Below are 22,184 nucleotides of genomic sequence, written 5' to 3' on the forward strand. Positions count from 1 at the left end.
CTAGTCCTTTGATGGGGCCAGTGGCCGGCCGCAGCCGAGCATGGTCCGGGTGTAGTTGAGCAACGGCGCCACCCGCCGGTGCGCCAGCCAGTGCACCGGACGGGGCGCACTGAGGCAGGCGAGGGCGTGCCAGGCATCGCAGGGCAAGTCGTGCTGGGCGTCGGCATAGCTCGCATAGCGCAGCAAGGCGCCGGCTACCAACTGGTCCAGAGTCAGGCGCCGGGTACGGCGCGGTAATGGCTGATGGTCCTGGGTCAGGCCCCAACCGGCATAGAACGGCGTGCCGTAGGTGACCACTGGCACACCGCGCAGCAACGCCTCGAAACCGGCAGTGGAACTGAGCGTGTGCAGGGCGTCGACCTGGCCATACAGCCCGGCAATATCCACCCCCGCCAACACCTGGTCGGCCAGCCCGACCAGCTGCGCAGGGGCAATGGCGCCGCGCCGTTTGCCGGCTTCTACATCCGGGTGTGGTTTGTACAACACCCAGGCATCCGGCAGCTGCGCCCGTACCTGCTGCAACAGGCGCAGGTTGCACCCCGCACCGCCACCGCTGCACAGCGCCGAGGCGTCGTCCTCGACCTGCCCCACCACCAGCACGCGCGGCTGGCCCGGGCGGCCTAGCAGGGTTGGCTTTGCACCGCTGCGCAAGTTGAACTTGCTGGCGCCGCTGGCCACGATCTGCTGCCGCAGCCGTGCGGCTTCGGCGAGGGTGCCGGCATCGAAAACACCGTGTTGCAGCAGCTGCTCCAGGTCACTGGGCGACTGAGCGTCGTAATGAATACCCCCGCGGTCCAGCACCAGCGACAGCGCCGGGCTGTTGGTGGCGCCCAGCCCTGTTGAACGCAAGAAGCCGTCCTCGACCCGCCACAGTGGCACACCCGCCTGGCGCGCACGTTCCGCCAGGCCGGCCGGCTCGCGCGCCGCCCATACCAGCAAGCGGCCCTGCTCGGCGGCTACCTTGCTGACCAACTGCGGGTCGTCGACGCTGAAGCGCAACTGCCCCCAGCGGCTGGCAAAAAAGCGCCGGATGTTGTGCTGTTTGTGCCGCTTCACGCCCAGTACCGTCGTCGGCCCGGCAAACGCCGCGTCGCGGGCTTTCTTGCTGGCCAACTGGCGGGCCACGGTAAGGGCATCGGTCAGCTGGCCGGTCAACGGGTCGACATAGCGGCAATAACGCACATAAGCTGCCGCCACCAGTTGCACCAGGTCTGGCCGGGCCTGCCGGCGAGGGATGGCCATACGGTCATCGGTGAGCCCCCAGCCGGCATAGAACGGCAGCCCGAAGCAGGTGACCGGCACGCCCTGGATCAACGCCTCCAACCCGGCCTGGCTGGTGCCCACGTACACCCGCCGGGCACGCCGGGCCAGTGACGCCCAAGCCACCGGCCGCGCCTCCAGCGTTACCCCACGGGCCCGCGCCGCATCCAGCAGGCAGCTGGGTTTCTGCCCGCCCAGGCAGTCAGGGTGAATGCGCACACGTACGTCGGCGCCCGGGTTTTCTGCCAGGGCCTCATCCAGCATGCGCACATAGTCGGCTTCGCACAGCCCACCACCCGGGATCGAATAATCCCCGGCCGTCTGGTCCACCACCAGCACCAGCGGCCGCTCGCGGCCTAACGGGTCATCGGCGGGTAGGTCCTGGGCATTGTTGTACTTGCCGATGCCACTGCTGCGCATCAAGGCAATCAGCTCGCGGGCACAGCCCAGCTCGTAGGCGCTGAGCGTTTCAGGCTGCTGCAGGATGTTTTCCAGCAGCGAAGGCCGGTCGGCCAGGTAGTGGATACCCACCGGGTCGACCACCATGGACATCGGCGTATCACCCTCGATACCCAACGAGGACGAGCGCAAAAAGCCGTCTTCCAGCGCAATGTACGGCAGCCCCCAGCGCTGGCAGAGCACCCGGGCATGGGCCGACGACTGCTTGTAGCCGATACCGGCAATGGCCTTAAGCCCCTTGGGCGCCTTGCGGCCACGGCGCCACAGCCAGAAGGGCGGGCCTTCCGGGCCGAGGAATTGCGGCAGATGCAGCACCTTCCAGGCCACCCACTGCGACATGATGCCGACCCAGCCGGGGCCGTCCACCAGCGCTTGTGGCGGCGTGAAATGGCCGGTGTTGGCTGGCAACTCAGCGCTCATGGCACACCGCCCGCCACATGTTGCGCACCGGCGGGAATGGCACCCAGCGTTTGCGGCGCAGGGCGAAACCATTGTGCAGGTACAGGCGTTGCGCGCGCGGGTTGTTCAGCGGTACTTCCAGCTCGACCTGGGCAAAGCCCAACGCAGCGGCATGCGCGCAGCACGCCTGCACCAGCGCGGCGCCCACGCCCTGCTGGCGCGCGGCCTTGCTGACCCGCAGCCCGTACAGCAGGAATGGGTAGCGCCACTCGCGCAGCTCGCTCAGGCAAAAGCCGACAAACCGCACCCAGCCACTGAGCAGGCCAAACTCCCGAATGAACGGCCGCCAACGCATGGCAAACGGCCCGCGCCGGCCATGCTTGACCGCCGCAAAGCCCAGCGCCTGATCGCCATCGAATGCCAGCAGCACACGGTCCCAATGGATAGCCGCCCCCAGCAGGCGATAGCGGCAGGCAGTATTGCCGATCAGAAACGCCAACGACCCACGCCCCTCGGCCAGCAAGCGGGCCAAGGCGGGGTCTGCGGCGCGCTCCGGCGCCAGGTCCGATCCCAGCACGATACGCACCACGTTGTCAGGCTACCCCGGCGGTGGCCACGGGCGCCTGGCGGCCCGCCACAGTCGCCTGGGCGTGGGCCAGCAAGGTGCTGGACAACTGCTGCACCGCCAGTGCACTGGCGCGGCAGCCCGGCTGGTGGCGGTTGGACCAGACCAGGTAGTCGGTGTCGCCCGCCGGGGCACCGATTGCCTGGTACACCTCAGGCAAGATCGGCACATGGTCACCATAGAAGCACAGCAGCGCCGGCTTCGGCAGGGCCAGCAGCGTTTCACGCAGCATGCCCAGCATGCGGTCGGCGTTGCAGATATGGCGCAGGTAAGGGGCCAGGTCCTGCATGCCCGGTTGCAGCGGGCGGTCGAACCAGGCAGGCAGCTCGTGTGCCGCCACGCTCTCCAGATGCAGCGGGCCGTGGTTCTCCATGGTTACCGCATGGATAAACAGCGGCTGGGTACGGCCAGGTGCCTGCAGCAGCTCGCGGATTTTTTCTGCCACGGCGCAATCACCAATGAACGGCCCGGCTTTTTGCGAAGCATTGAACGCCTTTACATCGATGAACTCATCGAAGCCCAGCGCCGGCAGCACCTTGTTGCGCCCATAGAAGCCACCGTCATAAGGGTGGATGCAGATGGTGCGATAACCCTGTGCCTTGAGCCTGGAGGCAATGCTGGGCAGGCCCCGGCGGGCGAGCACGCGGTAGGGGTTGAAGCGGTGCACCCCAAGCCGCCCGGTGGGGATGCCGGTAAGGTAGGCGAACTCGGTACGCACCGTATTGGCGCCCCAGGCTGCGACCTGCAGCTTGCCCCGGGCTAGCGCCTGGCTGGCCAGCAGATCGTACTGGCCGAGCACTTGCTGGCGCACGCCAGGCCACAGGTCACGCACATCGAAGAACGACTCGCTCTGCACCGAGACCAGGTCTGGCAACGAGCTTGCCGGGGGCTGGGTGTGCTGAGCCGACGCATTCGCAGGGCAAGCGGCCTCCACCGGCTGCCCCCCAAACGGCGAACCCAGCGCCTCCCGATCCACCGGCGCCCGCGCTGCCCAGAAGTACCGCCACAAACTGGCCGCCAAGCCCCAGCCTCGCACGTCCCGTTCGGCATCAAAGCTCGGTTGCACCGGCCGATGGCCCAGACGCAACAAGCCCAACCCGACCACCAGCGGCAACAGCGCCGCAAGCCGCGCGCCCGGTACCTCAAAACTCAGGCCCGCCCAAAGGTAGACCAGAAAGCCCACCGCCAGCATTGCCGCCTTGGTAAGTCCGAAAAACGGCAGATACAAGCGCGGAAACTTCACTGCATCGCTGAAATATTCAAAGTCTGCACACACAAACGGCTCGCGCAGCGAGTGATACTTCGCATTGCTTACCAGCACGATCAGCAGCCACAGCAACAGCAGGTTGACGCCGCTGAACAACGGCCGCGCCGTCAGCGCATACAGCAGCCCAAAGCCGACGCACCACAGCCCGGTATGCAGCATCCAGCAATCGGCCGGGCGGCGCAGGGCAGGGCGCGGGTGCAGCAGGCGCTCGACCGCCACGGTCAAGCCAAGGCCGATCACTGCAACCGGCAACAAAGAAACTTCAATCACTGTACTTCAGCCCACGCAGGATCATCGAAGAAAGCCACTGCGGGATAAGCCCCAGCAGCCAGGTGCCCAGGTTGAGCGGGAACGGAAAACTGATACGTGCCTGGTTCGCCGCCAGCCCGCGCTTGATGCGCCGGGCCGCTTTTTCGGCGGTCCACAAAAACGGTTTTGGCCCGGGCATTTCGAAGCACATCTTCGACTCCACATACCCCGGCACAATCACATTCACTTTCACCCCTTCCGGCGCCAGCCAGTCGCGGATGGCCTCGCCATACACGCGGATGGCAGCCTTGCTGGCGCTGTAGGTAGGCGTTACCGGCAAGCCGCGCCAACCCGCCAGCGAGCTGAACAGGGCGATCTGCCCATTGCCACGGCTGCGCATGGCCGGCAAGGCAGCCTCGACGGTGGCCAGGGCGGCCAGCACGTTCACTTCCATCAGGGCGCGGCTATCGTCCCAGACTTCTGCTTCGCCATTGGCGCCCACGGCCGTGTTCAGCCCGGCGCCGACCAGTACCAGGTCCGGCTGATGCTGCTCGCTGACCCGCCGCACCATCGCCCGCAGGGCGTCCAGGTCGCGCACATCGAGGGCTTCGAGCAGCACCTGGGCACCCAGGGCGCGGCACTGCTCGGCCATTTCGGCCAGGCGCTCGTGGCGCCGGCCTTGCAGGATCAGGGTTACGCCCGGGGCCGCATAGGCCGGCGCCAACGCGCCGCCGATACCGCCCGTGGCGCCGGTGATGAGGATGCAGCGGGGAGAGGCATGCGAACTCATAGGTATTTTTCGATTCTTGAGGTTTTCGCCATCAGCACTTCCAGGCAGTTGGCCACGGCCATGTCCATGCCACAGGCGGTGTAGAAGCCGCCGTTGACCTGGGTGGTGTGGATGACGGTGTTGCGGAAGCGCTGGAACAAGGTGTTGTCGGGCGCCTCGGGCTGCTGCCAGAAGTCGTCCAGCCCGCCCTGATGGGTAAGCCCCGGCATGGCATAGATCGGCTCGGCAAGCGTGCAGGTCGGGCGGTGGTGCAGGATAGCCGAGGCCCCTGCAGTACTGTTGACGGTGATCATACCGGTAATGTGCGAAAGCAGCGTGGGCATGTGCCCGCTTTCCATGAAGTCGACACGCTCGGCCACGTCATACTTGCGCGCCAATTGCTCGGTCACCTTGCGATAGTTGATCAGCCCCGGCGTCAGCGGGTGGTTTTTCACCAGCAGGCGAGCATCGAACGGCGCGTTGAGCGAGAACGAGTCGATCACATGCTCGATCACCTGGGTCATGTTTTGAAACGGCGAGTGATCGCGAATTTGCGCATCGCTGTCCAACTGCAAAGGCAGCAGGAACGTAGGGTGCCGCTCCCGGGCCACTTCTGCCACCAGCGCGTCATCGTGCACACGGGCGCGCAGCAAGCGCATGCCCTGGCGAATGAAGCCGGCATACTCCACGGCAGCGTTGAACGGCGCATGGGTGCGGTAGCGTGGGAAGCACAGCCGGTTTAGCGCACCGCCTGCGTGGTACAGCACATCGTGCGTGGCCCGGGCGGTGAACGACAGCTTGAACGGGTTGCCATTCTGGTAGCGCGGAATGTGCTTGCCCACCTCGCGGTACCATTGTGGGTCACGTGGCAGGCGCGAGTTGTTGTTCACCCCGTCGCGCTCCAGCGTCACCCAGTAGGGCCGGAAATAGCCTTCCTCGAACACATGCACGCGAATCCCCGACAACCGCGCCAGGGCCACGGCCGGGCGGTGCACCGGGCGGCAGTCACCAAACAGCACCAGGTCGGTGATGTCGTGCTGGCGGAACACCTGGGCATACCAGGCCTCCATGTCTTCGGGGCGATGCGGACAGGTCAATTGCGCGCCACGCGGGCCGTACAGTGCATCACCGACATTGAAGCGCACGCTGTGCACCCGCTGGCCGATATCACGCAGCCCTTTGGCAAGGCGGCTGAAGAAGGGCGAACTGACACCCTGTAGAAACAAAAAGTTGTGAGACGGGATACGCAGCAGCGGACCACGCGTCGCCCTTGCATTCAGTTGGTCAGGCGCTTCATGCCCAACAAACTGCTCAAGCGTCGTTTCAAGTCCTGCCATCGGGAGGGAGCTCCAGGCTGCGGTAAGGCGTGCCAGTTTTGTAGTTCGTATAAGGTTTGTTCGGCGGTGGTGAAGCGGTTGGTCACCAGGCTTACATAAGTGGGGTACAGCAGCAGCGTGCCCGCCACCAACTGGTCCAGCGTCAGTTTCCGGCTGCGCCGCGCCTGTACCGCTGCTTGCAGGTCGAGGTCGCGGGTAAGCCCCCAGCCGGCGTAGAACGGTTGGCCATAGGTGGTCACCGGTACTCCGCGCAGCAGGGCCTCGAAGCCCGACTGCGAGGTCAGCACATGCAATTCGTCGACCACTTCCAGCAACTGCTGCAGGGGTGTATCGCCGATCACTTCATCGCACCAATGCACGGTTTGCGCTTCGTCGTCACCACGGGCGCGGGTACCGGCCAGCACTTCAGGGTGGGGCTTGTACAACAGCCACGCATCAGGGTTTTGTTCACGCACTGCGCGCAACAGGTGCAGGTTGCTGCGGATACGGTTGCCACCAAAGCGGATGGACGCATCGCCCTCCACCTGGCCAGGCACCAGGATTACCCGCTGCGCATGCTGCGGGCGCTGCCAGTGGCTGCCAGGCAAGTTGTACTTGGTCAGCCCTGCAGCGCAGATGGCCAGGCGCAATGCCTGTGCACGGGCCAGCAACTGCGGGTCGAATGGCTCGTCGGCCAGAATGCGCTCCAGGCGCGAAGGCCGGGTGGCGTCGTAGTAGATGCCCAGGTCATCGACCACCCACGACAACGGCCGCGCCTTGCCGGCACCAAGGCCGACCGAGCGCAGAAAGCCGTCTTCTACCCGATTGACTGGCAGTGGGTGGGCAGAAAGATCAGTGTCGTGCTTGCAGCCCCAGGACACTACCGGCACATCTTGCGCCAGCGGTTGCTCGGGCTTGACGAAGCGAATGGCCGCGCCATTGAAAAACAGGTTTGCCAGCGGTTCTTTCCAGCGGCTGAACCCCAGCATTTGTACGGCGCTCGGCAACACGCTGCGGTGCCGCCGTTGCAGCCCCAACCAGTTGATCAGCACCTCTGGCGTGCAGGGCTGACCACGTTCCGGGCACACATAGCGCGGGTAAGCCACCAGGCTGGCGTGAATCAGCTGTGCCAGGGGCACCGGTTTACGCCGCGCGGGCGCTGGCAAACGGTCATCGGTAAGGCCCCAGCCGGCATAGAAGGGCATACCCCAGGTATGCACCGGCACGCCCCACAACAGGGCGTCGAAGCCCAACTGCGAGGTCATCACGAATACCGCACGCATGCGCGGCAGCAAATCGGCTGGGTGAATATTGTGCGCCAGTACCTGCACGCGCGGGTTGTTGGCCAGTGCCGCCAGGTCGAAGTGCCCGGCCTTGCGACCAGCCACCACGTCAGGGTGCACCTTGAGCACGATGGTGCTGTGCGGGTAGCGTGCCAACGCCGCATCCAGCATGGCCCGGAAGTCGTCGACGCTGGCGCCCTGCAGCGAAGCATCGCCACAGGTCTGGTCTGCCACCAGCACACAGTCTGCTGGCAGCGCGGGCAGCTCGATGCGCGCGTCGTTGTATTTGGACACCCGTTGCTGCTGCCACAAGCTACGCAACGCCAAGGCGCGCTGGGTTTGTTCGGCATCGAGGGGCGTGGCTATCAGCTGTTCGAGGCGCGATGGCTGGGTAGCGTCGTAGTAGACACCTACGTCGTCGACGATCAGGGATAGAGGCGGTTCATCTGGCCCCAAGCCTAATGATCGTACGAACCCATCCTCAAGTGTAACTACTCGCTTACCTGCCTTGCCTGCTTTAACAATTGCTTTGATCGCGCTCGGCTTACGTCCCCAGGCCATCACGCAATCTGCTTGAGCTACATACCGCACACCACCATATTGCAGCGCGTAATCGGGCAGCAGGGCGGGGAGGGTACTTATGCGCTGGGCGCCTTTTGACAGGACCAGTAGGCGAGGGCGAGGCGAAACTTCATCCATAAATGTGGAACGGTATCCATTCAACAAGGGGCGGCAGGGGCCAGTAGCCCTGCGGGTCCGGTGGAAACGAGAAGGGAGGAATCTTAATACAAATTCAGTTTTGTAGGCGTGCCGCTGGTAAAAAAACGCAAAAAGAAATTAGACAATCCGCGCAAATGCTGACGTATGGCATCAAAATGCTATCCATACTTCGCAAACTCCCTAAAAGCGGCTGCAGCGTGCCCACGTCATAGGTGCGGACTTGCTAGCGAACCTGCCAGGTCTTCTACCCATGATCTCCAATCTGCGTGCCTTCCATCAGCCCTAACAAATACGTGTATTTCTCCTGCAGCAATGCCATACGGTCTCGCTCTCGGTACTCCGCGACCGTCTCTGGACGCAGGCAATGAAACAGTGCTGTGAGCAGAAACATGTAACGCAAGTTCTCCAACGCTTGCTCTGCATCGAAACGCTCTGGCAAGGCTGCACGGTACGCCTCGATAAACTCAGCCTGGGCTGCCAGGAACACCTTCATGTCTTTGCGTCGGAACAGGCTGCCAAGGTAGGCTCCGCCGTCGAATCCTACCCGCCCAACCTTCACCTCGCTCCAGTCGATCAGGTGCAACTGGCCCTTGTCGACGAACAAGTTCTTGCGCAGATAATCCATGTGGCTGATGCAGCGCGAACTGCGTCGGGCTCTGGCTGCCAACTTGCGAGTCAACGGGACAAAGGCTTTGAAGCGCTCAGCTAGGCCGGCGAACCGATCATCTTCGAGCCCGAGTCTTTCCAGTGATGGGAGGCAGCGGGCGAAGTTAAAGCGCGGTCGTAGCAGAAACCAAGGCCTGTAGAAGTCCATGCTCCAGAGCAAAAGCGCCTTGGTCCACGGTTGTGAGTGAAGATAGCTATGGCTCAGACCTTCCAGTTCGGCAATACCCAGTGCCAACTGCTTGGCAATTGCGTGCATGTGAGGTGGTTTGCCGCGTACGAATTCGGTGAAGATCAAGCTCTCCCATGGTGTCTCGATCACACCCAGGCAAGAGGGGTAAAGGAAGTGCGTGCTGCCCGCTAGCATGCCTTCGGAGCGATGAAAGCGAGCTTCCTGACTCCCGATGAATGCTACCTTGCGAATGGACTTTTCCACAATCTCCACGGGCAGCCCGGTGCAAGGATCCAGGAAACGATGGTGGCGCACATAGTTTACGAACGACGCGTTTGCCCCCAGCGCTTCACTACTGATCTCCAGTGCCTTCCCGTACCATTGGGGCTTGAGCGCCCGCAGGTGATCTTCGAGAGAGGCGGGTTGCCAGCGGTAGAGTGTTTTGCTGGTTATGTGCTGGCTCGTGGGGGGATTCGTTACATCCATGTTGGCAGTGCCATACGTCCAATTTGAAGCTGCGAAAGGGGGCTATGCTGCTGTATGAGAGGCCTGCGCACAACGAAAAGTTACAACAAGGCATTGATTTGGAAGGGGCGAGGGGTGAGTCGCCTGCTGCGAGGGCTATTCCGGGTGTGAATTTTTCTGCGAGTTCTGGCGAGCCTCTGGGCGTTTTCTCACCCCATCACGGTGCCTTCAGCCTTGAAGCAAGGCATAAATCAAGGCATCAAAAACGGAAGCGAGTAGTAGCAGTGTTGAATCGCCAGATAGCTGTAGATGCGGCGCGCTTCTGCTTGGGGAGCTGCCAATCGGTTGGTGTGGTAGGGCGCTAGTTGTGCGTTGGATGGAAATCTAGATTGCAAGTAGTCCTGGGGCTTTAGGGCTCTATCGTGCCAGCTGCCATGGCGGCATTCACTTATACATTTCCGGATCTGTGCATCGGACTCGTGCCGAGTCGAGCCCAAGCCTAGGTGGCAGGGCTATCAGGTAGGGACGCCCAGACGTGTATTGGTCGAGGAGCGGGGTCTTGCTATGGCTAAAATCAACTAGCTGTTGGATGCCGAAATACTCACGTGCAATGAATGCAGGCGGTAGGAGTGAAGTCGATATCACAATGCCATGAGTGGTGGTGAGGCTGCCTATGCCGTGCTGCTAAGTAAGAACCGCCGTCAGTCAGATTGTTCACAGATGGCCACCCCGCACTTTGCTTCCCGTTACAAAAACCTTAACATCCGCGGTTTCGCACATATTCAGCTGTCGTCAGGGACGAAAATGAATCACCTCAGCATCGCTAAAGAAGCCCTCATTGCCCAGGCTCAAGCCGTTACTCAGCTGGCCGATCGCATTGACGGCGAGTTCCAAAGTGCCGTTGAACTGATCCTCGGCTGCCAAGGCCGCACCGTGGTGTGTGGCATGGGCAAGTCTGGTCTGATCGGCAAGAAGATGGTCGCCACCTTTGCTTCCACAGGCACACCCAGCTTCTTCCTGCACCCAGCCGAAGCCTTCCATGGCGACTTGGGCATGCTCAAGCCGATCGATGTACTGATTCTCATCAGTTACAGTGGCGAAACTGAAGAACTGATCAAGCTGATTCCTAGCTTGAAGTCGTTCGGTAACAAAATTATTGCGATGACCGGCAATGGTAAGTCCACTCTTGCCAAGCACGCAGACATCTGGCTTGACATCTCGGTTGAGCGTGAGGTTTGCCCGAACAACCTGGCTCCGACCACTTCGACTCTGGCGACCATGGCCATGGGCGATGCGTTGGCTGTAGCGCTGATCGAAGCAATCCAGTTCAAACCGATGGACTTTGCTCGTTACCACCCCGGTGGCAGCTTGGGCCGCAAGCTTCTGACTCGTGTGTGCGATGTCATGCATTCGCCCGCTCCTGTTGTTGCTCCGTCTACTAGCTTCCATGATTGCCTGTTGGTCATGACCCGCAGCCGCTTGGGTATGACGGTAGTAATGGATAACGACAAGTTGGTTGGCATTGTTACTGACGGGGACTTGCGTCGGGCGTTGTTGGAAGATGAGAGCATTATTCAGGCCTCGGTTGATCAGTTCATGACTGCTAGCCCACACACTATTTGCGAAGATTCACAGCTTTCAGAGGCTGAGGCCTATATGCTGGACAACAAGATTCGGGCGTTGGCTGTGACTGACGCTGAGGGGGCTGTTGTAGGTGTAGTAGAAATTTTCGATTAAGTCGCTGTAGAAAAGCCGGGTCCTGCCCCCGGCTTTTCTAATGTGCTTAGACTCTAAATCTATTTATGCGTATTTTGGGGGTAAAAGTTGGGCTTACTGGGTGTCAGTGAGCTGGATTTTTGAGGTCTAGAATTTTAGATTTACTACCTCTGAGCCTGGCTGTGCTTTGTTGGCTAACCCAATATAGAAGTTGGAGAATCTAATTTAGGTGGGCGGTTATAAGTAGTTCACCCTGTTCTTCGCTTAGAATTGCGCCGGTTAGCGAGATGGTGTTTGTCGAGATTTTTTTAACGCCAACATTGAAGACGGGATAGCCTGCACCTTTCCAGTACGATGAGATTTGAATGTCCTTTATTGTCGGGATGCGCCAAAGGTTGTGCTCCAGTGTTGTTTCATCTAATTGTCCGGATTTAGAAACTTTGATGCTCGCTGACGCTCTAGCCTTGTTGTAAAACCTTTTCCTTTCGGACAGAATTTCTATTGCCCATGAGCCGATGTTGTCCAGTGCGATAAAATTCTTATTTGAAATTACTGAGTCCGTTGCGCTGCCTTTTGCTACGCCCTCTAGCGCTATTTGACTTTTTCTTAATTCGATCAAGCCGCTCAAGACGGTGCCGCGCATATTTTTCCCCAGATTGAGAATTCCGCGGTCGCAATTATTCAGATAGACTCTATCGATTTGCCAGTCTCTTGAGCCGGCTTCAATGGTGATGGCTGTACCGGTGGTACTGTCGTCGCTTCTTACGTTTCTTAGATCAATGCTTTGGTAGTGGCCGCCAATATTATTTTTGCCGATCCTTAATCCGTTGCCGGCAATAAATCTATTGTCTACGCAATCGATTCGGCCAATAAATATTCCCGCATCATCATAAATAAAGTCTCCCCTGCCTTTGGGTGTGTTGCTAGTCCTTCTAGTGGAGACATGAAGTATAGATATTCTTGATTTGCTGCGTCCGGCTTGGGCGTCGAAACGAATTTCAAGATAAGGTAGGGTTTGGTTGTTATGTGAGAAACTGTTTTGTTGAAGAAGCAGGCTGGAAATTGAGCCGTATGCAGAGCCCTCTATTAATGCCCCTCCCCAAGAAGATGATGTGATGATGCAATCAGCATGAAACCTAGTGTTTTTTGCAACGTACAGTGACCTTCCGTAAATAGCTCCATTCAGATTTGCATAAGATATTTTGCATGGAGATTGAATGCGGACAGAATGTATTTCCTCCCCTGGGAACAATAGGGATTTGCGATTTGGTGGGGGAGGGGCTGCGCGCGAGGTCCAGCCGCAGTAATTAGTGCTCAGGTTCCAGATGGGGATGTCAGCAGGGCCCTCAAACACAAATGATTCATATAGAGTGTCAGAAATATTTATGTTTTTTATGTCGTAGGGTGCGGCTAGCGATAAAGGACTGCCTTGAAGGGGGGCGCTTGAATCCTGTGTATTTCTGAATGAGTTAACTAGGCTTTTATTGAACGCTAATCTGATTCCAACTCCATTTATATTATGGATTTGTAGCCAGCCAATTTGAAATCTATGTGAGTGGATTTTTAGGCCGTACGTCAGGTCTTTTTCTGATGAGGGAAATATTTTCTGGTTTTGGGCGTTTCCGTCAATGATGATGCCATCAATACCCCCATCTAATGTGTAGTTATTGTCCGCCCCACCTTTCCATTCTTTCCAATTGTCAAAAGAGTCGCTTTCAATAACGCTACAATTTGCATTGTCCATCAGTGTGATCTTGCACTGGCCCTGCGCGCCCTTTAAGTAGGCCCCTCCTTTCCATACAAGTGGCTCAGATAGAACTATTTGAAGGTCCTGCAGATCTATCACTGTAGGCTGGTTTTTTGCTTTGTCTAATTCGCTCTGCAAAATGGCCCAGTCGATAGACTGCTGCAATGAGTTAATGAAGGGGAAAGCGTTTTGTGCATCTTGCAAGCTTGAGTATTTTTCTGAGAGGGCATGGTATCTACCGTCGCCGATTAAGCCTATCTGATTTCCAGTTTTTATTTGAGCGATGGAAGATGAAGAGAGTTTGCTATCCAGTTTCTTTTCTGTTTCGGGCGCCAAGGTTGACGCTGTTACTAGCCCGCTACTGGTAGCTGCGACGCCAAGAATTGTGGTGCCGAGGAATTTTCTACGTTCGAGAAGTAAAGGCATGCTCACGTATCTCTGATGGGACTAAGTGAGTAGTTTGGATGTAGGAAGTTAGAAATAGTTCAGATTTTATGTAGGTGTGTGGCAGCTTGTGCGCTGCCACGCTCGGTTTATTGCGCCATTTTGTTCATGACGCTTGCATATCCTTCTGCGGTTGTGATTGTTGCCATCTTATCTTGCGCAAACAAAATGGCATCAGCCACTTCGCGGAAAGCTCCAGTGCCACCCGAGCTATTTAATACCCGCGTTGCAGCAGATTTCACGTACAGAGGTGCATCCGCTACAGCAAATGAAATGCTACAAGCTGCGAATGCTGGTAGATCGATGCAGTCATCACCAATACAGGCAGCTTGCTCAGCTGTAACACCTGCCTCGGCGATCAATTGTTTACAGGCTGCTAACTTATCTTTCACGCCGAACTGGCAGAGCGTAACACCTAGATCAGAAACCCGTTTCCGCAAAGTCGCAGAGTCTCGACCAGACAAGACTGCTACTCGTACGCCATTTTCTTCGAGAAGGCGCATTCCCATGCCATCGCGAACATGAAAACGCTTGAGACATTCTCCGGTGGCGTCGTAGTAAATGCCGCCATCTGTCAAAACGCCATCCACATCGGTGATAACCAGTCGGATGTCTGCCAATGAGGGTTTTGCTGAAGGAGATCTACCTTCAATCAGTGCTCGCACCTGCTCCAGGCACTCCGGTGTGTCGACGCCCGGACCAGTCGGTTCGACTATATAAGCACGAATACAGTACCCGGCAGACATCAAACGCAGTTGCTCCAGCTTCTCTGCGTGTTCCATCATAGGCTGCTGTAAAGTTGTGTACTCAGCTAGTACTTCCCGACGATATGCGTAAACGCCAACATGCTTCAGATAGGTGGCTGCGCTGCTGTCGCGGGGATACGGGATGGGCGAGCGGCTGAAATACAGTGCGTTGCCATTATTGGCAAGCACAACCTTGACGGTGTTGGGATTCATCGCTTCGGTCGCGTCAATAGTGTGGCACAGTGTACCAACGCTGACGCTGCTATCGAGTAGCATCCCAGCAGCCAGGGCTTCAATATCCGCTGGTCGTACCAGTGGTTCATCTCCCTGTAGATTGATGTAGATATCTGCATCAATCTGGGTCATGACTTCTGCAAGACGATCAGTACCAGATGGGTGATCTGCTGAAGTCATTACGCATTCACCACCAAAACCGCGAACGGCATCGGCGACACGTTGATCATCAGTAGCAATGACTACGACATGCGCATTGGAAACTTGGAGCGCACGTTCGTAGACGTACTGAACCATCGGCTTTCCAGCAATATCGGCTAACGGTTTACCTGGTAACCGTGTAGAGCCGTACCGGGCCGGAATAATAATCGCAACCCGTTGGGAAAAATTTGCCATGTTCACAATCCTTGCTTTCAGCGCTTCCTTACGAAATTTTCAGAGCAGGGAAGGATTTAATTAAATCGTCTAGTGCTTTGATTTGAGCCAAGAATGGCTCAAGCTTCTCTAGTGGAAGTGCGCTTGGTCCATCGCATTTAGCCTCATTCGGATTAGGATGTGCTTCCAGGAAAAGACCAGCGAGACCAACAGCCATACCTGCACGCGCGAGGTCGACAACTTGCTCGCGGCGGCCACCCGAGGCGGCGCCAGACGGGTCACGATTCTGCAATGCGTGAGTTACATCGAAGATAATTGGCAGATCTTCGCAGGTGCGCTTCATAACGCCAAAGCCAAGCATATCCACAACTAAGTTGTCATATCCCATGCATGAGCCGCGATCGCACAGAATAAGTTTGTCGTTTCCAGCTTCCTTGAACTTATGCACGATATTTTGCATTTGTGAAGGGCTAAGAAATTGTGGCTTCTTAATATTCACTGGCTTATTAGTTTTGGCCAGTGCAACTACCAAGTCAGTCTGCCGAGCCAAGAAGGCTGGAAGTTGTACTACATCAACGACCTCAGCAACTGGTGCGGCTTGATAGATTTCATGAACATCAGTGATGATAGGGACGCCAAATTCAGCTTTCACTTTCTCGAAAATACGCAGGCCTTCTTCCAAGCCTGGCCCGCGATAGGAGTGAATGGAGGAGCGGTTAGCTTTGTCAAAGCTGGCTTTAAATACATATGGAATGCCCAGCTTCTCAGTGACGCGGACATACTCGGCGCATGCAGTAAGAGCTAAATCTTCGCACTCAAGTACATTGATGCCGCCAAACAAAACAAACGGAGCGTCGTTAGATACAGAGATGGCGTCGGTAATTTTAATCATGTCTTTATTCACTTGTGACAAAAATTTTTTTTGTGTACGAGAGGTGATTTTGGAACGCAGTTGCACTGGGAGAGAGGTCAGCTGCTAATTGTGCATGCTTGATCGCTCTGTTGGCGTCTTTAAGGTCAATCCAGATGCGGCTGGCCTGAACATGCGTCCAAGGTGAGTCTGGGTCTATGTTGAAAGTTTCTTCGAGGTTGGCAATCGCCTCGTCATAGTCCTGAGTATTTCGCAAAATGTTTGTGTAGTTGTTTCTGAAGCTGATATTGGTCGGATCACCAATTACTGAGATCTTGGCATGATCAAGTGCAGCGCCGAAGTTTTTTAGTACGCTATAGGTGGCGCTTATTTGGAAATTCAAATTTGGGTGGTCGGGCTGAACTTCATGAGCTAGAAGCAAGGTTTCAAGAGCGGCTTCAGTCTTTCCAATCTTGCGTTGGATATCACCCAAATTGATCAAGTAGATTATGTTGGACGGGTTCAAAGAGACTGCTTTACGAGCGAGATCCAGTGCATCGTCCAGCTTGCCTGCACGCGCCAGCTGTTTGCTTGTTATGAAGTTGTCTTTTGCTCTGCCAGGCTCTGGGGTGGCGGCTTCTTTTCTCTCTTTCAATAAATCCTGAAGATGAAAGCTAGTGTGCCAGAGGGTGTTGACTACCTTATAAAGTTCTGATGTTTTATCGGAAATGGCAAAGTTGTTTGTGTTGAAGAAGCTTAGAGCTAAATCAAGTATGAAGTACAGTACGGATTTGTTGTCGGTGCTGTTATGCCCACCAGGCGTAGAGTAAAGCCAAGTGAGGATATTATTGCTTGATGATAAACCATACTGCGCGTTATGGCCGACTTGGCTGCAGAACGGCAGGAAGTGATCAGAGCAATCGTCGTGGGACAAGGCGTTTTGAATCACAAAGTACTTAGATGACTTATTCTTGGCAACGGCTTCGCCGGCAAAATTTCGCAGGCGTTGATCGTGAACTTCCAAGTCAATGTTGGTGTGCTCAGTAAAGCTATTTGCAGACCCCCACTTAAAAAGCTGGGTTTGGGGGTTAATTGAAATAGCGAAACTATCAGGGAGGCGGGCAGCCAACTGGAGAGCGGCATAACCACCGCCCGAGCTACCATAGAATATGATTTTTGCAGCATTGATCTTTTTTTGTACAGCTTTGACGATGTTTAGCGTCGATTCAAGGTAGTCTACGTCGCTAGTGCCGTAATACCAACCGAGGTTTAGTGTCTCATATTTGTAGAGCATCGGATCTTCAATGAAAAGCGTGCTTCCATTGAATAGTTGATGCCAAGACCATCTGCCGAATCGAGGGATTGGCGCGAAGCTGTTCAGATCCTCGCCGCGGGAACCATTGAGGAAAACATACAAATATTCGGTATCGGGCTTTTCGTGGAATAGGCAATCAAATCTAGCCTCGCCTTGCCAGATTCTGAAACGACCGTTGCCGAGCGTCGATTTCTCAAATTCGTTGAGTGTATCGTAAATTAGCTCTTCAGATTTAATGATTTTTTTGTCTGCAGGTTTGAATATTTCATTCTTTTCAAGTTGAGTGAAGATATTTTCAAGTTCGTTCGCGTCATATTTGCCGATTTCTGTGAAGCGCAGCTTGTTATCTTTCAGCATTGATAAGTCTCGCTTTTCATAAGCAGGGATACAGACGCAAGATCATTAGTAAACAAATAAGTTGGGCTGGTTTTTATTGCGTTAGGGCTAATAGGTTCGTCAGGAGATTGTAATTTAAGATCGTATGATTTAGAGTCCAAGTAGACTCTGTAGCGCAACGGAAAGCGATCGCCCAAAACTTTGTTTATTTCTTCAGTGCCAGTGTACGATTCGAGCACAATTGTACGCAGACTTCGACGACTCAGAAGCTTTTTTGCACCAATTAATACCTCTGTCTCAAGGCCCTCGACATCGATCTTTATGAAATTAATATCGCGGTCAGAAAAAAAATAATCAAGTGGTAGTACTTTGCTTCTCTGTTTGCTTGGCTGGTCGCCAAATACTTGAGGAAAAAGCTCGATCATTTCATTTGAATATGTCGACCCTTGATTATGGCTTGAAGAAATAATGATTTCTGCTTGGGCGCGGGTAGACGATAGTCCGAAGTTGTGAGCTACGATTTTATCGGTTTGTATTTGGGAGAGTCTATTAAATAGCTCTTTTACAGGTTCAAAACAGTATACTTTCTTTGCGCCAGCGGCAATCATTTGAAGTGCGGAGAAGCCAATATTTGCTCCGGCATCAATAATGAGATCGCCAGGCTTTATAAAATTCTGAAAGAGAAATTTGTCAATATCTGCTTGAGGATATTTAATACCTGCAGCACAGTTTGCAGCATACTGTCGCTCGTGCTTGTTGGTAAGATGAAGGCTTAGTTTTACTTCACCGATTGTTATTGTAAATTCACCCTCGGTTTTGATCAGAGGTAGTAGTTGTTCTGTTTGATCATTTGGCATCTATCTAGGCCTTGTTTAATTGACATCCTCCTTCGCTAGGAAGGAGGGGTCTATCAAGAAACTTGACCGTTTATATGCTGAGCGAGGCGGTCGAAGTGAGATTTCCACTGCCACGGAGCGTAACGCGTCACATCACTGAGCGCAACCTCATATTGTTGCTTGATGTAGTACGCATCCAAGTGGGAGTGGAATTCATCCACGTTGTTGAACTCAAAGAATCGAGCTGTATTTCTCGTTACTTCCCTATGTGCAGCCACGTCAGTAGCAATCACTGGCGTGCCGTAGCTAAGGCTTTCGGCGAGCGGCATTCCCCAGCCTTCTACCTCCGCTGCGGTTACATAAGCTTTTGCCTGGGACAAAGTAGTTTGAATTAGTTCGTCGCTAGCACCGCTTATGATTTCGATATTGCTTTTTTTAGCTAGCTTTTGGAGTTCGCTTAGTTCTTTGTCCTTCAGCCAGCCAACTTTACCAAAGATTATCAGCTTGTCTTCTTTGACCTTGTTTGGATTCTTTTGGCAGTAAGAATCCCAGGCGCGAACTAGCCAAAGATAATTCTTTCGCGGCTCAATTGTCCCAATTGAAACGAAGTTCTTTCTTTGGTTGGCTGCAATTACCGATTTCTTGGTTAGCTCTTGAGATCCGATTTCGAGCACGCCTGCAACTGAAGAGCTACCATAGAGTTCTTCGAATTTTTCTTTGGTGTAGAACGAGTTCGCAAAAATTAAGTCTGAAAACGCTGCCATGTTGTCCATTCGGACTTTATGGGTTTTGTCTGTGCCTTCGACAAATAAATGAGGATGCGTCATCGGCAACAAATCGTGAAGGTAAAGGGCGACTTGAACGCCACTCGCCTTAACATGCTCAAATAGTGCCTTTTTCTCGAGTCCAGTATGGCCCACATTCAGGTAGCATGCTCTCTCGAATACTTTGTTCCAATGAATGCCTGTTGGAGCATTAACGGTATTCGCTGCCTCAAATTTTTTGAGGATTTTATCGTGAAATAAAGCTACGAAGAGCGTGGCAATACTGCTAGGGACCTGCGGAGCTTTCTTTTTGATGTAGTCGGCTTCAGATCTGACTGCTGACAGTCTTTCCTTGAATGTTTTTCCTTTAAGCTCCCTCAGGAACTTAACGGTGCCGGTCGGCTTTGGCATTGGTTTTAGACGCAGCGATTTAGCCCACTCTTTAATTGAATGCTCAACTCTGGGGTCTTCCTCGCGACCTTTTTCCCAGCGCTCGGCCAAATATGCTACTACCATTTCTACAAGGTAGCGGGGGGCGCTGAAAAGTTCATTCCTTTTTTGATAGGCAAAAAAGTGACCCTTCTCGAGCGAGTTTTTTGCATACTCGAACTCAACACGGTCAATGCCTGTCGGCGAGGATGCATTAACCCTGTTGAAAATTCGGGTGATATCTAAGTAAATCATGGTCAGCCCCATGACAGTCCTGATGCTGTGCGATACGGAGTATTAGGGAGCGGGTAAACCGGTGCTGGGCATTCGGCACCCTTCAATACGTATTCCCAGAAGCGCTTATCAATAATGTTGCTCGGTAGAATATTGTACTGGCCAAGTGCAATTTCTTCTCCAAGGATCGGGAACAGCTCTGGATTCGGTAGGAACTTTGTTGGCTTGCAACCAAAGTAGGCGGCTTCGTGGCAAATACCGGAAGAAAGTGCGCAAAGGCGCAGGCCAGAGATGCTCAGCAAGTCATAGGTTTCTGTAGGGATGACCTTACCTTTCATTTTTTCCAGGGCGGAAGTAAGTGCGCTGGACATTTTTTCGTGTGGGTGATGTTTCAAGTAAAGGTTCTTAGGCTTCATTTCGTCGAGTGTTCTTTCGAGCGATTGAATGATGTAGGAGTCATCAATAATTTCGCCGTTCTTGATTCGCGACGAGTCGACTGCAATTTGTGCGAAGAATACAAGGCCTTGTTCTGGGTTCATGCGGCGATGGTAGCGACGCGCGGCACGTGCTTTCATCAGGCCAACGTTCTGCTCAATGTAGTCGCGTGTTGGTGCGACCGACTTCAGTCGGCTGTGAATTTGCGGATCGTTTGTCGCAGCTGCGAGGAAGTAGTCAGGAGCGAACCGAAGCGGGTGCGTGCAGAGGTTGATGTAGCGTTTTCCCGCTTTATCAATGGCTTGCAGCTGAGCTCTTGACAGTTCGTAGCCAATTACCAGCTCCGAGGAGCACGACTCTAAGAAGAAGTCGTGAGCGATCGAAATTCGCTCAAGATTATCGTACAGGTAGGCCCAGCTATGTTGGTTCATAGCCATACCAGATGCTTTGTAAACTGACTCCACACGGCGGATGTTATCGGAGGGTTCTACAGACGAGTTGTCTACCAGGCCAGTGGAATACAGGAAGTTTTGCAACCAGCCAGCATTGCGAAGAAGAACGCCGTTGTCGCCATCTTTGTTACGGAACCAGTCGAGCACTAATTTGTTCAAGATCTTTCCCTGCTACGGATCTAAGGCTTAAAGTGTGAGTTGTGTTAAGCGGTGATACGGCCGTACCGATCTTCAAATCGCACGATATCATCTTCGCCGAGATACGTGCCTGATTGAACTTCGATCATCTCAAGTGGGATTTTGCCTGGGTTTTCAAGGGCATGGACCACTCCCACTGGGATATATGTGGATTGGTTTTCTGTCAGAAGAACATCTTCGCCGCCGATGGTGACTTTTGCTGTGCCAGTCACTACGATCCAATGCTCTGCGCGATGATGGTGCATCTGTACAGATAACTTTTGCCCTGGTGCGACAGTGATGCGCTTCACTTGATAGCGTGTGCCATTATCAATCGAGTCGTATGCACCCCACGGCCGGTAAACCTTCCTATGGTTGGTTGCTTCTGAGCGTTTGCTTTTCTTGATCCGGTCAACTAGCAGTTTTACGTCTTGCGCTTTTTCTTTTGAAGTTACCATCACAGCGTCAGCGGTTTCGACAACTACAACGTCATCCAAACCAAGCACGCTTACCATACGATGCTCAGCATGCACGTAGGCGTTGCGAGTTGCTTCCAAGATTACATCGCCTTGGGAGGCGTTGCCCTCTGCATCTTTGTTCGTGATTTCCCAGACGGCTGACCAAGAGCCCACGTCGTTCCAGCCAGCATCTAGAGGCAGCACCGCAACCTTGTCAGAGCGTTCCATGACGGCGTAATCGATGGAAATATTCTCTGCACACCCGAATGCTTCTGCATTGAGTCGAGTGAAATCCAGGTCACTCGTTGCGGTTTCAAGAGCGGCCTCGACAGATTGAAGAACCTGTGGAGCGTGAGCGCGCAACTGCTCCAGCATGACTGACGCTTTGAAAAGGAACATACCGCTGTTCCAGTAGTAGCGTCCGTCTTCCAGATAGCCTTGCGCCGTCTCGAAGTCAGGTTTCTCGACAAATGCTTCTACTGGTTGTGCAGATTCACGCTTTTCTGCGACTCGAATGTAACCATATCCCGTTTCAGGTTTGTTGGGTACGATTCCAAAGGTCACGATATTACCGTCGTTAGCGGCTATGGCACCTGCTTCAAAAGCAAACTGCAGTGCTTCGATATTATCGATGGCATGGTCAGCCGGCAGGACCAAAAGTAGATCGTCTTTGCCTGTGCTGAGCGCCTTGACTACAGCTGCCGCAATAGCCGGAGCAGTATTTCTACCACAGGGCTCAAGCAGGATAGCACTTGGCGCCACGCCCAGAGCCCGACACTGTTCTGCGACAAGAAAACGATGGTCCTCGTTGCTCACGATGATAGGAGTCAGCGAGATGCTATCGATCTTAGCTAAACGCATCAGCGTAGATTGGAATAGTGAGTGTTCACCACCAATGCTGAGGAATTGCTTTGGATGCATGGCACGTGAGAGTGGCCAGAGGCGAGAACCAGAGCCGCCAGAAAGTACGACGGGGATCATCTTAATTT

Annotated in this window: 16 protein-coding genes; 1 reads left to right on the top strand and 15 read right to left on the bottom strand. The window is 54.8% G+C overall.

Going from position 1 to position 22,184, the window contains the following annotated elements; translation table 11 throughout:
* The 7 genes from QN085_RS06800 to QN085_RS06830 all read right to left on the bottom strand — a co-directional run bounded on the left by QN085_RS06800 (position 1) and on the right by QN085_RS06830 (position 9,668).
* Positions 1-2,139 carry a capsule polysaccharide biogenesis protein gene (locus QN085_RS06800; protein ID WP_285690085.1) on the bottom strand — a complete coding sequence of 713 codons (2,139 nt, stop codon included), beginning with the start codon at positions 2,137-2,139 and terminating at the stop codon, positions 1-3.
* Positions 2,129-2,707 (bottom strand): GNAT family N-acetyltransferase, encoded by a 579-nt coding sequence (locus QN085_RS06805; protein ID WP_352230951.1) that lies wholly within the window; start codon positions 2,705-2,707, stop codon positions 2,129-2,131. Before QN085_RS06805 ends, QN085_RS06800 begins: the two co-directional genes overlap by 11 nt.
* Positions 2,708-2,711: 4 nt before the next feature.
* Positions 2,712-4,265, bottom strand: coding sequence for an LTA synthase family protein (locus QN085_RS06810; protein ID WP_352230960.1), 1,554 nt, complete (start codon positions 4,263-4,265; stop codon positions 2,712-2,714).
* A gap of 7 nt (positions 4,266-4,272) precedes the next feature.
* Positions 4,273-5,049: an SDR family NAD(P)-dependent oxidoreductase gene (locus tag QN085_RS06815; protein ID WP_280045013.1), complete on the bottom strand. Its 777-nt coding sequence runs from the start codon at positions 5,047-5,049 to the stop codon at positions 4,273-4,275.
* Positions 5,046-6,365, bottom strand: coding sequence for a capsule polysaccharide biogenesis protein (locus QN085_RS06820; protein ID WP_285690091.1), 1,320 nt, complete (start codon positions 6,363-6,365; stop codon positions 5,046-5,048). Before QN085_RS06820 ends, QN085_RS06815 begins: the two co-directional genes overlap by 4 nt.
* Positions 6,305-8,326 carry a capsule polysaccharide biogenesis protein gene (locus QN085_RS06825; protein WP_285690094.1) on the bottom strand — a complete coding sequence of 674 codons (2,022 nt, stop codon included), beginning with the start codon at positions 8,324-8,326 and terminating at the stop codon, positions 6,305-6,307. Before QN085_RS06825 ends, QN085_RS06820 begins: the two co-directional genes overlap by 61 nt.
* A 265-nt stretch (positions 8,327-8,591) precedes the next feature.
* The gene (locus QN085_RS06830; protein WP_285690096.1) at positions 8,592-9,668 is read right to left on the bottom strand and encodes a phosphotransferase family protein; all 1,077 of its coding nucleotides are present in this window, start codon (positions 9,666-9,668) and stop codon (positions 8,592-8,594) included.
* A 783-nt stretch (positions 9,669-10,451) separates the two neighbouring features.
* On the opposite strand from QN085_RS06830, the gene QN085_RS06835 reads away from it, so the two are divergent.
* Complete coding sequence (locus tag QN085_RS06835; RefSeq protein ID WP_285691234.1) at positions 10,452-11,384, top strand: KpsF/GutQ family sugar-phosphate isomerase; 933 nt, start codon at positions 10,452-10,454, stop codon at positions 11,382-11,384.
* Positions 11,385-11,583: 199 nt separating this feature from the next.
* Here QN085_RS06835 and QN085_RS06840 read toward each other — a convergent pair whose 3' ends face one another.
* The 8 genes from QN085_RS06840 to QN085_RS06875 all read right to left on the bottom strand — a co-directional run bounded on the left by QN085_RS06840 (position 11,584) and on the right by QN085_RS06875 (position 22,176).
* Positions 11,584-13,536: a hypothetical protein gene (locus tag QN085_RS06840; RefSeq protein ID WP_285690098.1), complete on the bottom strand. Its 1,953-nt coding sequence runs from the start codon at positions 13,534-13,536 to the stop codon at positions 11,584-11,586.
* A 107-nt stretch (positions 13,537-13,643) separates the two neighbouring features.
* Positions 13,644-14,930 (bottom strand): 3-deoxy-manno-octulosonate cytidylyltransferase, encoded by a 1,287-nt coding sequence (gene kdsB / locus QN085_RS06845; RefSeq protein ID WP_285690100.1) that lies wholly within the window; start codon positions 14,928-14,930, stop codon positions 13,644-13,646.
* Between the two features lie 28 nt (positions 14,931-14,958).
* A complete protein-coding gene (gene kdsA / locus QN085_RS06850) occupies positions 14,959-15,801 on the bottom strand; it encodes a 3-deoxy-8-phosphooctulonate synthase (protein ID WP_285691236.1) in 843 nt (280 codons plus the stop codon).
* 4 nt (positions 15,802-15,805) lie between these two features.
* Positions 15,806-17,431, bottom strand: coding sequence for a tetratricopeptide repeat protein (locus tag QN085_RS06855; RefSeq protein ID WP_285690102.1), 1,626 nt, complete (start codon positions 17,429-17,431; stop codon positions 15,806-15,808).
* Complete coding sequence (locus QN085_RS06860) at positions 17,425-18,267, bottom strand: FkbM family methyltransferase (protein ID WP_285690104.1); 843 nt, start codon at positions 18,265-18,267, stop codon at positions 17,425-17,427. Before QN085_RS06860 ends, QN085_RS06855 begins: the two co-directional genes overlap by 7 nt.
* A gap of 53 nt (positions 18,268-18,320) precedes the next feature.
* On the bottom strand, positions 18,321-19,706 hold the full coding sequence (locus QN085_RS06865; protein ID WP_285690106.1) for a glycosyltransferase: 1,386 nt from the start codon (positions 19,704-19,706) through the stop codon (positions 18,321-18,323).
* Positions 19,697-20,719 carry a hypothetical protein gene (locus tag QN085_RS06870; RefSeq protein WP_285690108.1) on the bottom strand — a complete coding sequence of 341 codons (1,023 nt, stop codon included), beginning with the start codon at positions 20,717-20,719 and terminating at the stop codon, positions 19,697-19,699. Before QN085_RS06870 ends, QN085_RS06865 begins: the two co-directional genes overlap by 10 nt.
* Positions 20,720-20,763: 44 nt before the next feature.
* Positions 20,764-22,176, bottom strand: a complete 1,413-nt coding sequence (locus QN085_RS06875) for a mannose-1-phosphate guanylyltransferase/mannose-6-phosphate isomerase (protein WP_285690110.1) — start codon at positions 22,174-22,176, stop codon at positions 20,764-20,766.
* Positions 22,177-22,184: the final 8 nt, after the last annotated feature.

This window comes from Pseudomonas sp. M2(2023), assembly GCF_030263955.1.
Classification (GTDB): Bacteria; Pseudomonadota; Gammaproteobacteria; order Pseudomonadales; family Pseudomonadaceae; genus Aquipseudomonas; species Aquipseudomonas asiatica.

Coding starts and splice junctions, on each gene's coding strand:
- QN085_RS06800 (WP_285690085.1), bottom strand. CDS start 2,139: ATGAGCGCTGAGTTGCCAGCCAACACCGGCCATTTCACGCCGCCACAA.
- QN085_RS06815 (WP_280045013.1), bottom strand. CDS start 5,049: ATGAGTTCGCATGCCTCTCCCCGCTGCATCCTCATCACCGGCGCCACG.
- QN085_RS06820 (WP_285690091.1), bottom strand. CDS start 6,365: ATGGCAGGACTTGAAACGACGCTTGAGCAGTTTGTTGGGCATGAAGCG.
- QN085_RS06825 (WP_285690094.1), bottom strand. CDS start 8,326: ATGGATGAAGTTTCGCCTCGCCCTCGCCTACTGGTCCTGTCAAAAGGC.
- QN085_RS06830 (WP_285690096.1), bottom strand. CDS start 9,668: ATGGATGTAACGAATCCCCCCACGAGCCAGCACATAACCAGCAAAACA.
- QN085_RS06835 (WP_285691234.1), top strand. CDS start 10,452: ATGAATCACCTCAGCATCGCTAAAGAAGCCCTCATTGCCCAGGCTCAA.
- QN085_RS06840 (WP_285690098.1), bottom strand. CDS start 13,536: ATGCCTTTACTTCTCGAACGTAGAAAATTCCTCGGCACCACAATTCTT.
- kdsB (WP_285690100.1), bottom strand. CDS start 14,930: ATGGCAAATTTTTCCCAACGGGTTGCGATTATTATTCCGGCCCGGTAC.
- kdsA (WP_285691236.1), bottom strand. CDS start 15,801: ATGATTAAAATTACCGACGCCATCTCTGTATCTAACGACGCTCCGTTT.
- QN085_RS06855 (WP_285690102.1), bottom strand. CDS start 17,431: ATGCTGAAAGATAACAAGCTGCGCTTCACAGAAATCGGCAAATATGAC.
- QN085_RS06860 (WP_285690104.1), bottom strand. CDS start 18,267: ATGCCAAATGATCAAACAGAACAACTACTACCTCTGATCAAAACCGAG.
- QN085_RS06865 (WP_285690106.1), bottom strand. CDS start 19,706: ATGGGGCTGACCATGATTTACTTAGATATCACCCGAATTTTCAACAGG.
- QN085_RS06875 (WP_285690110.1), bottom strand. CDS start 22,176: ATGATCCCCGTCGTACTTTCTGGCGGCTCTGGTTCTCGCCTCTGGCCA.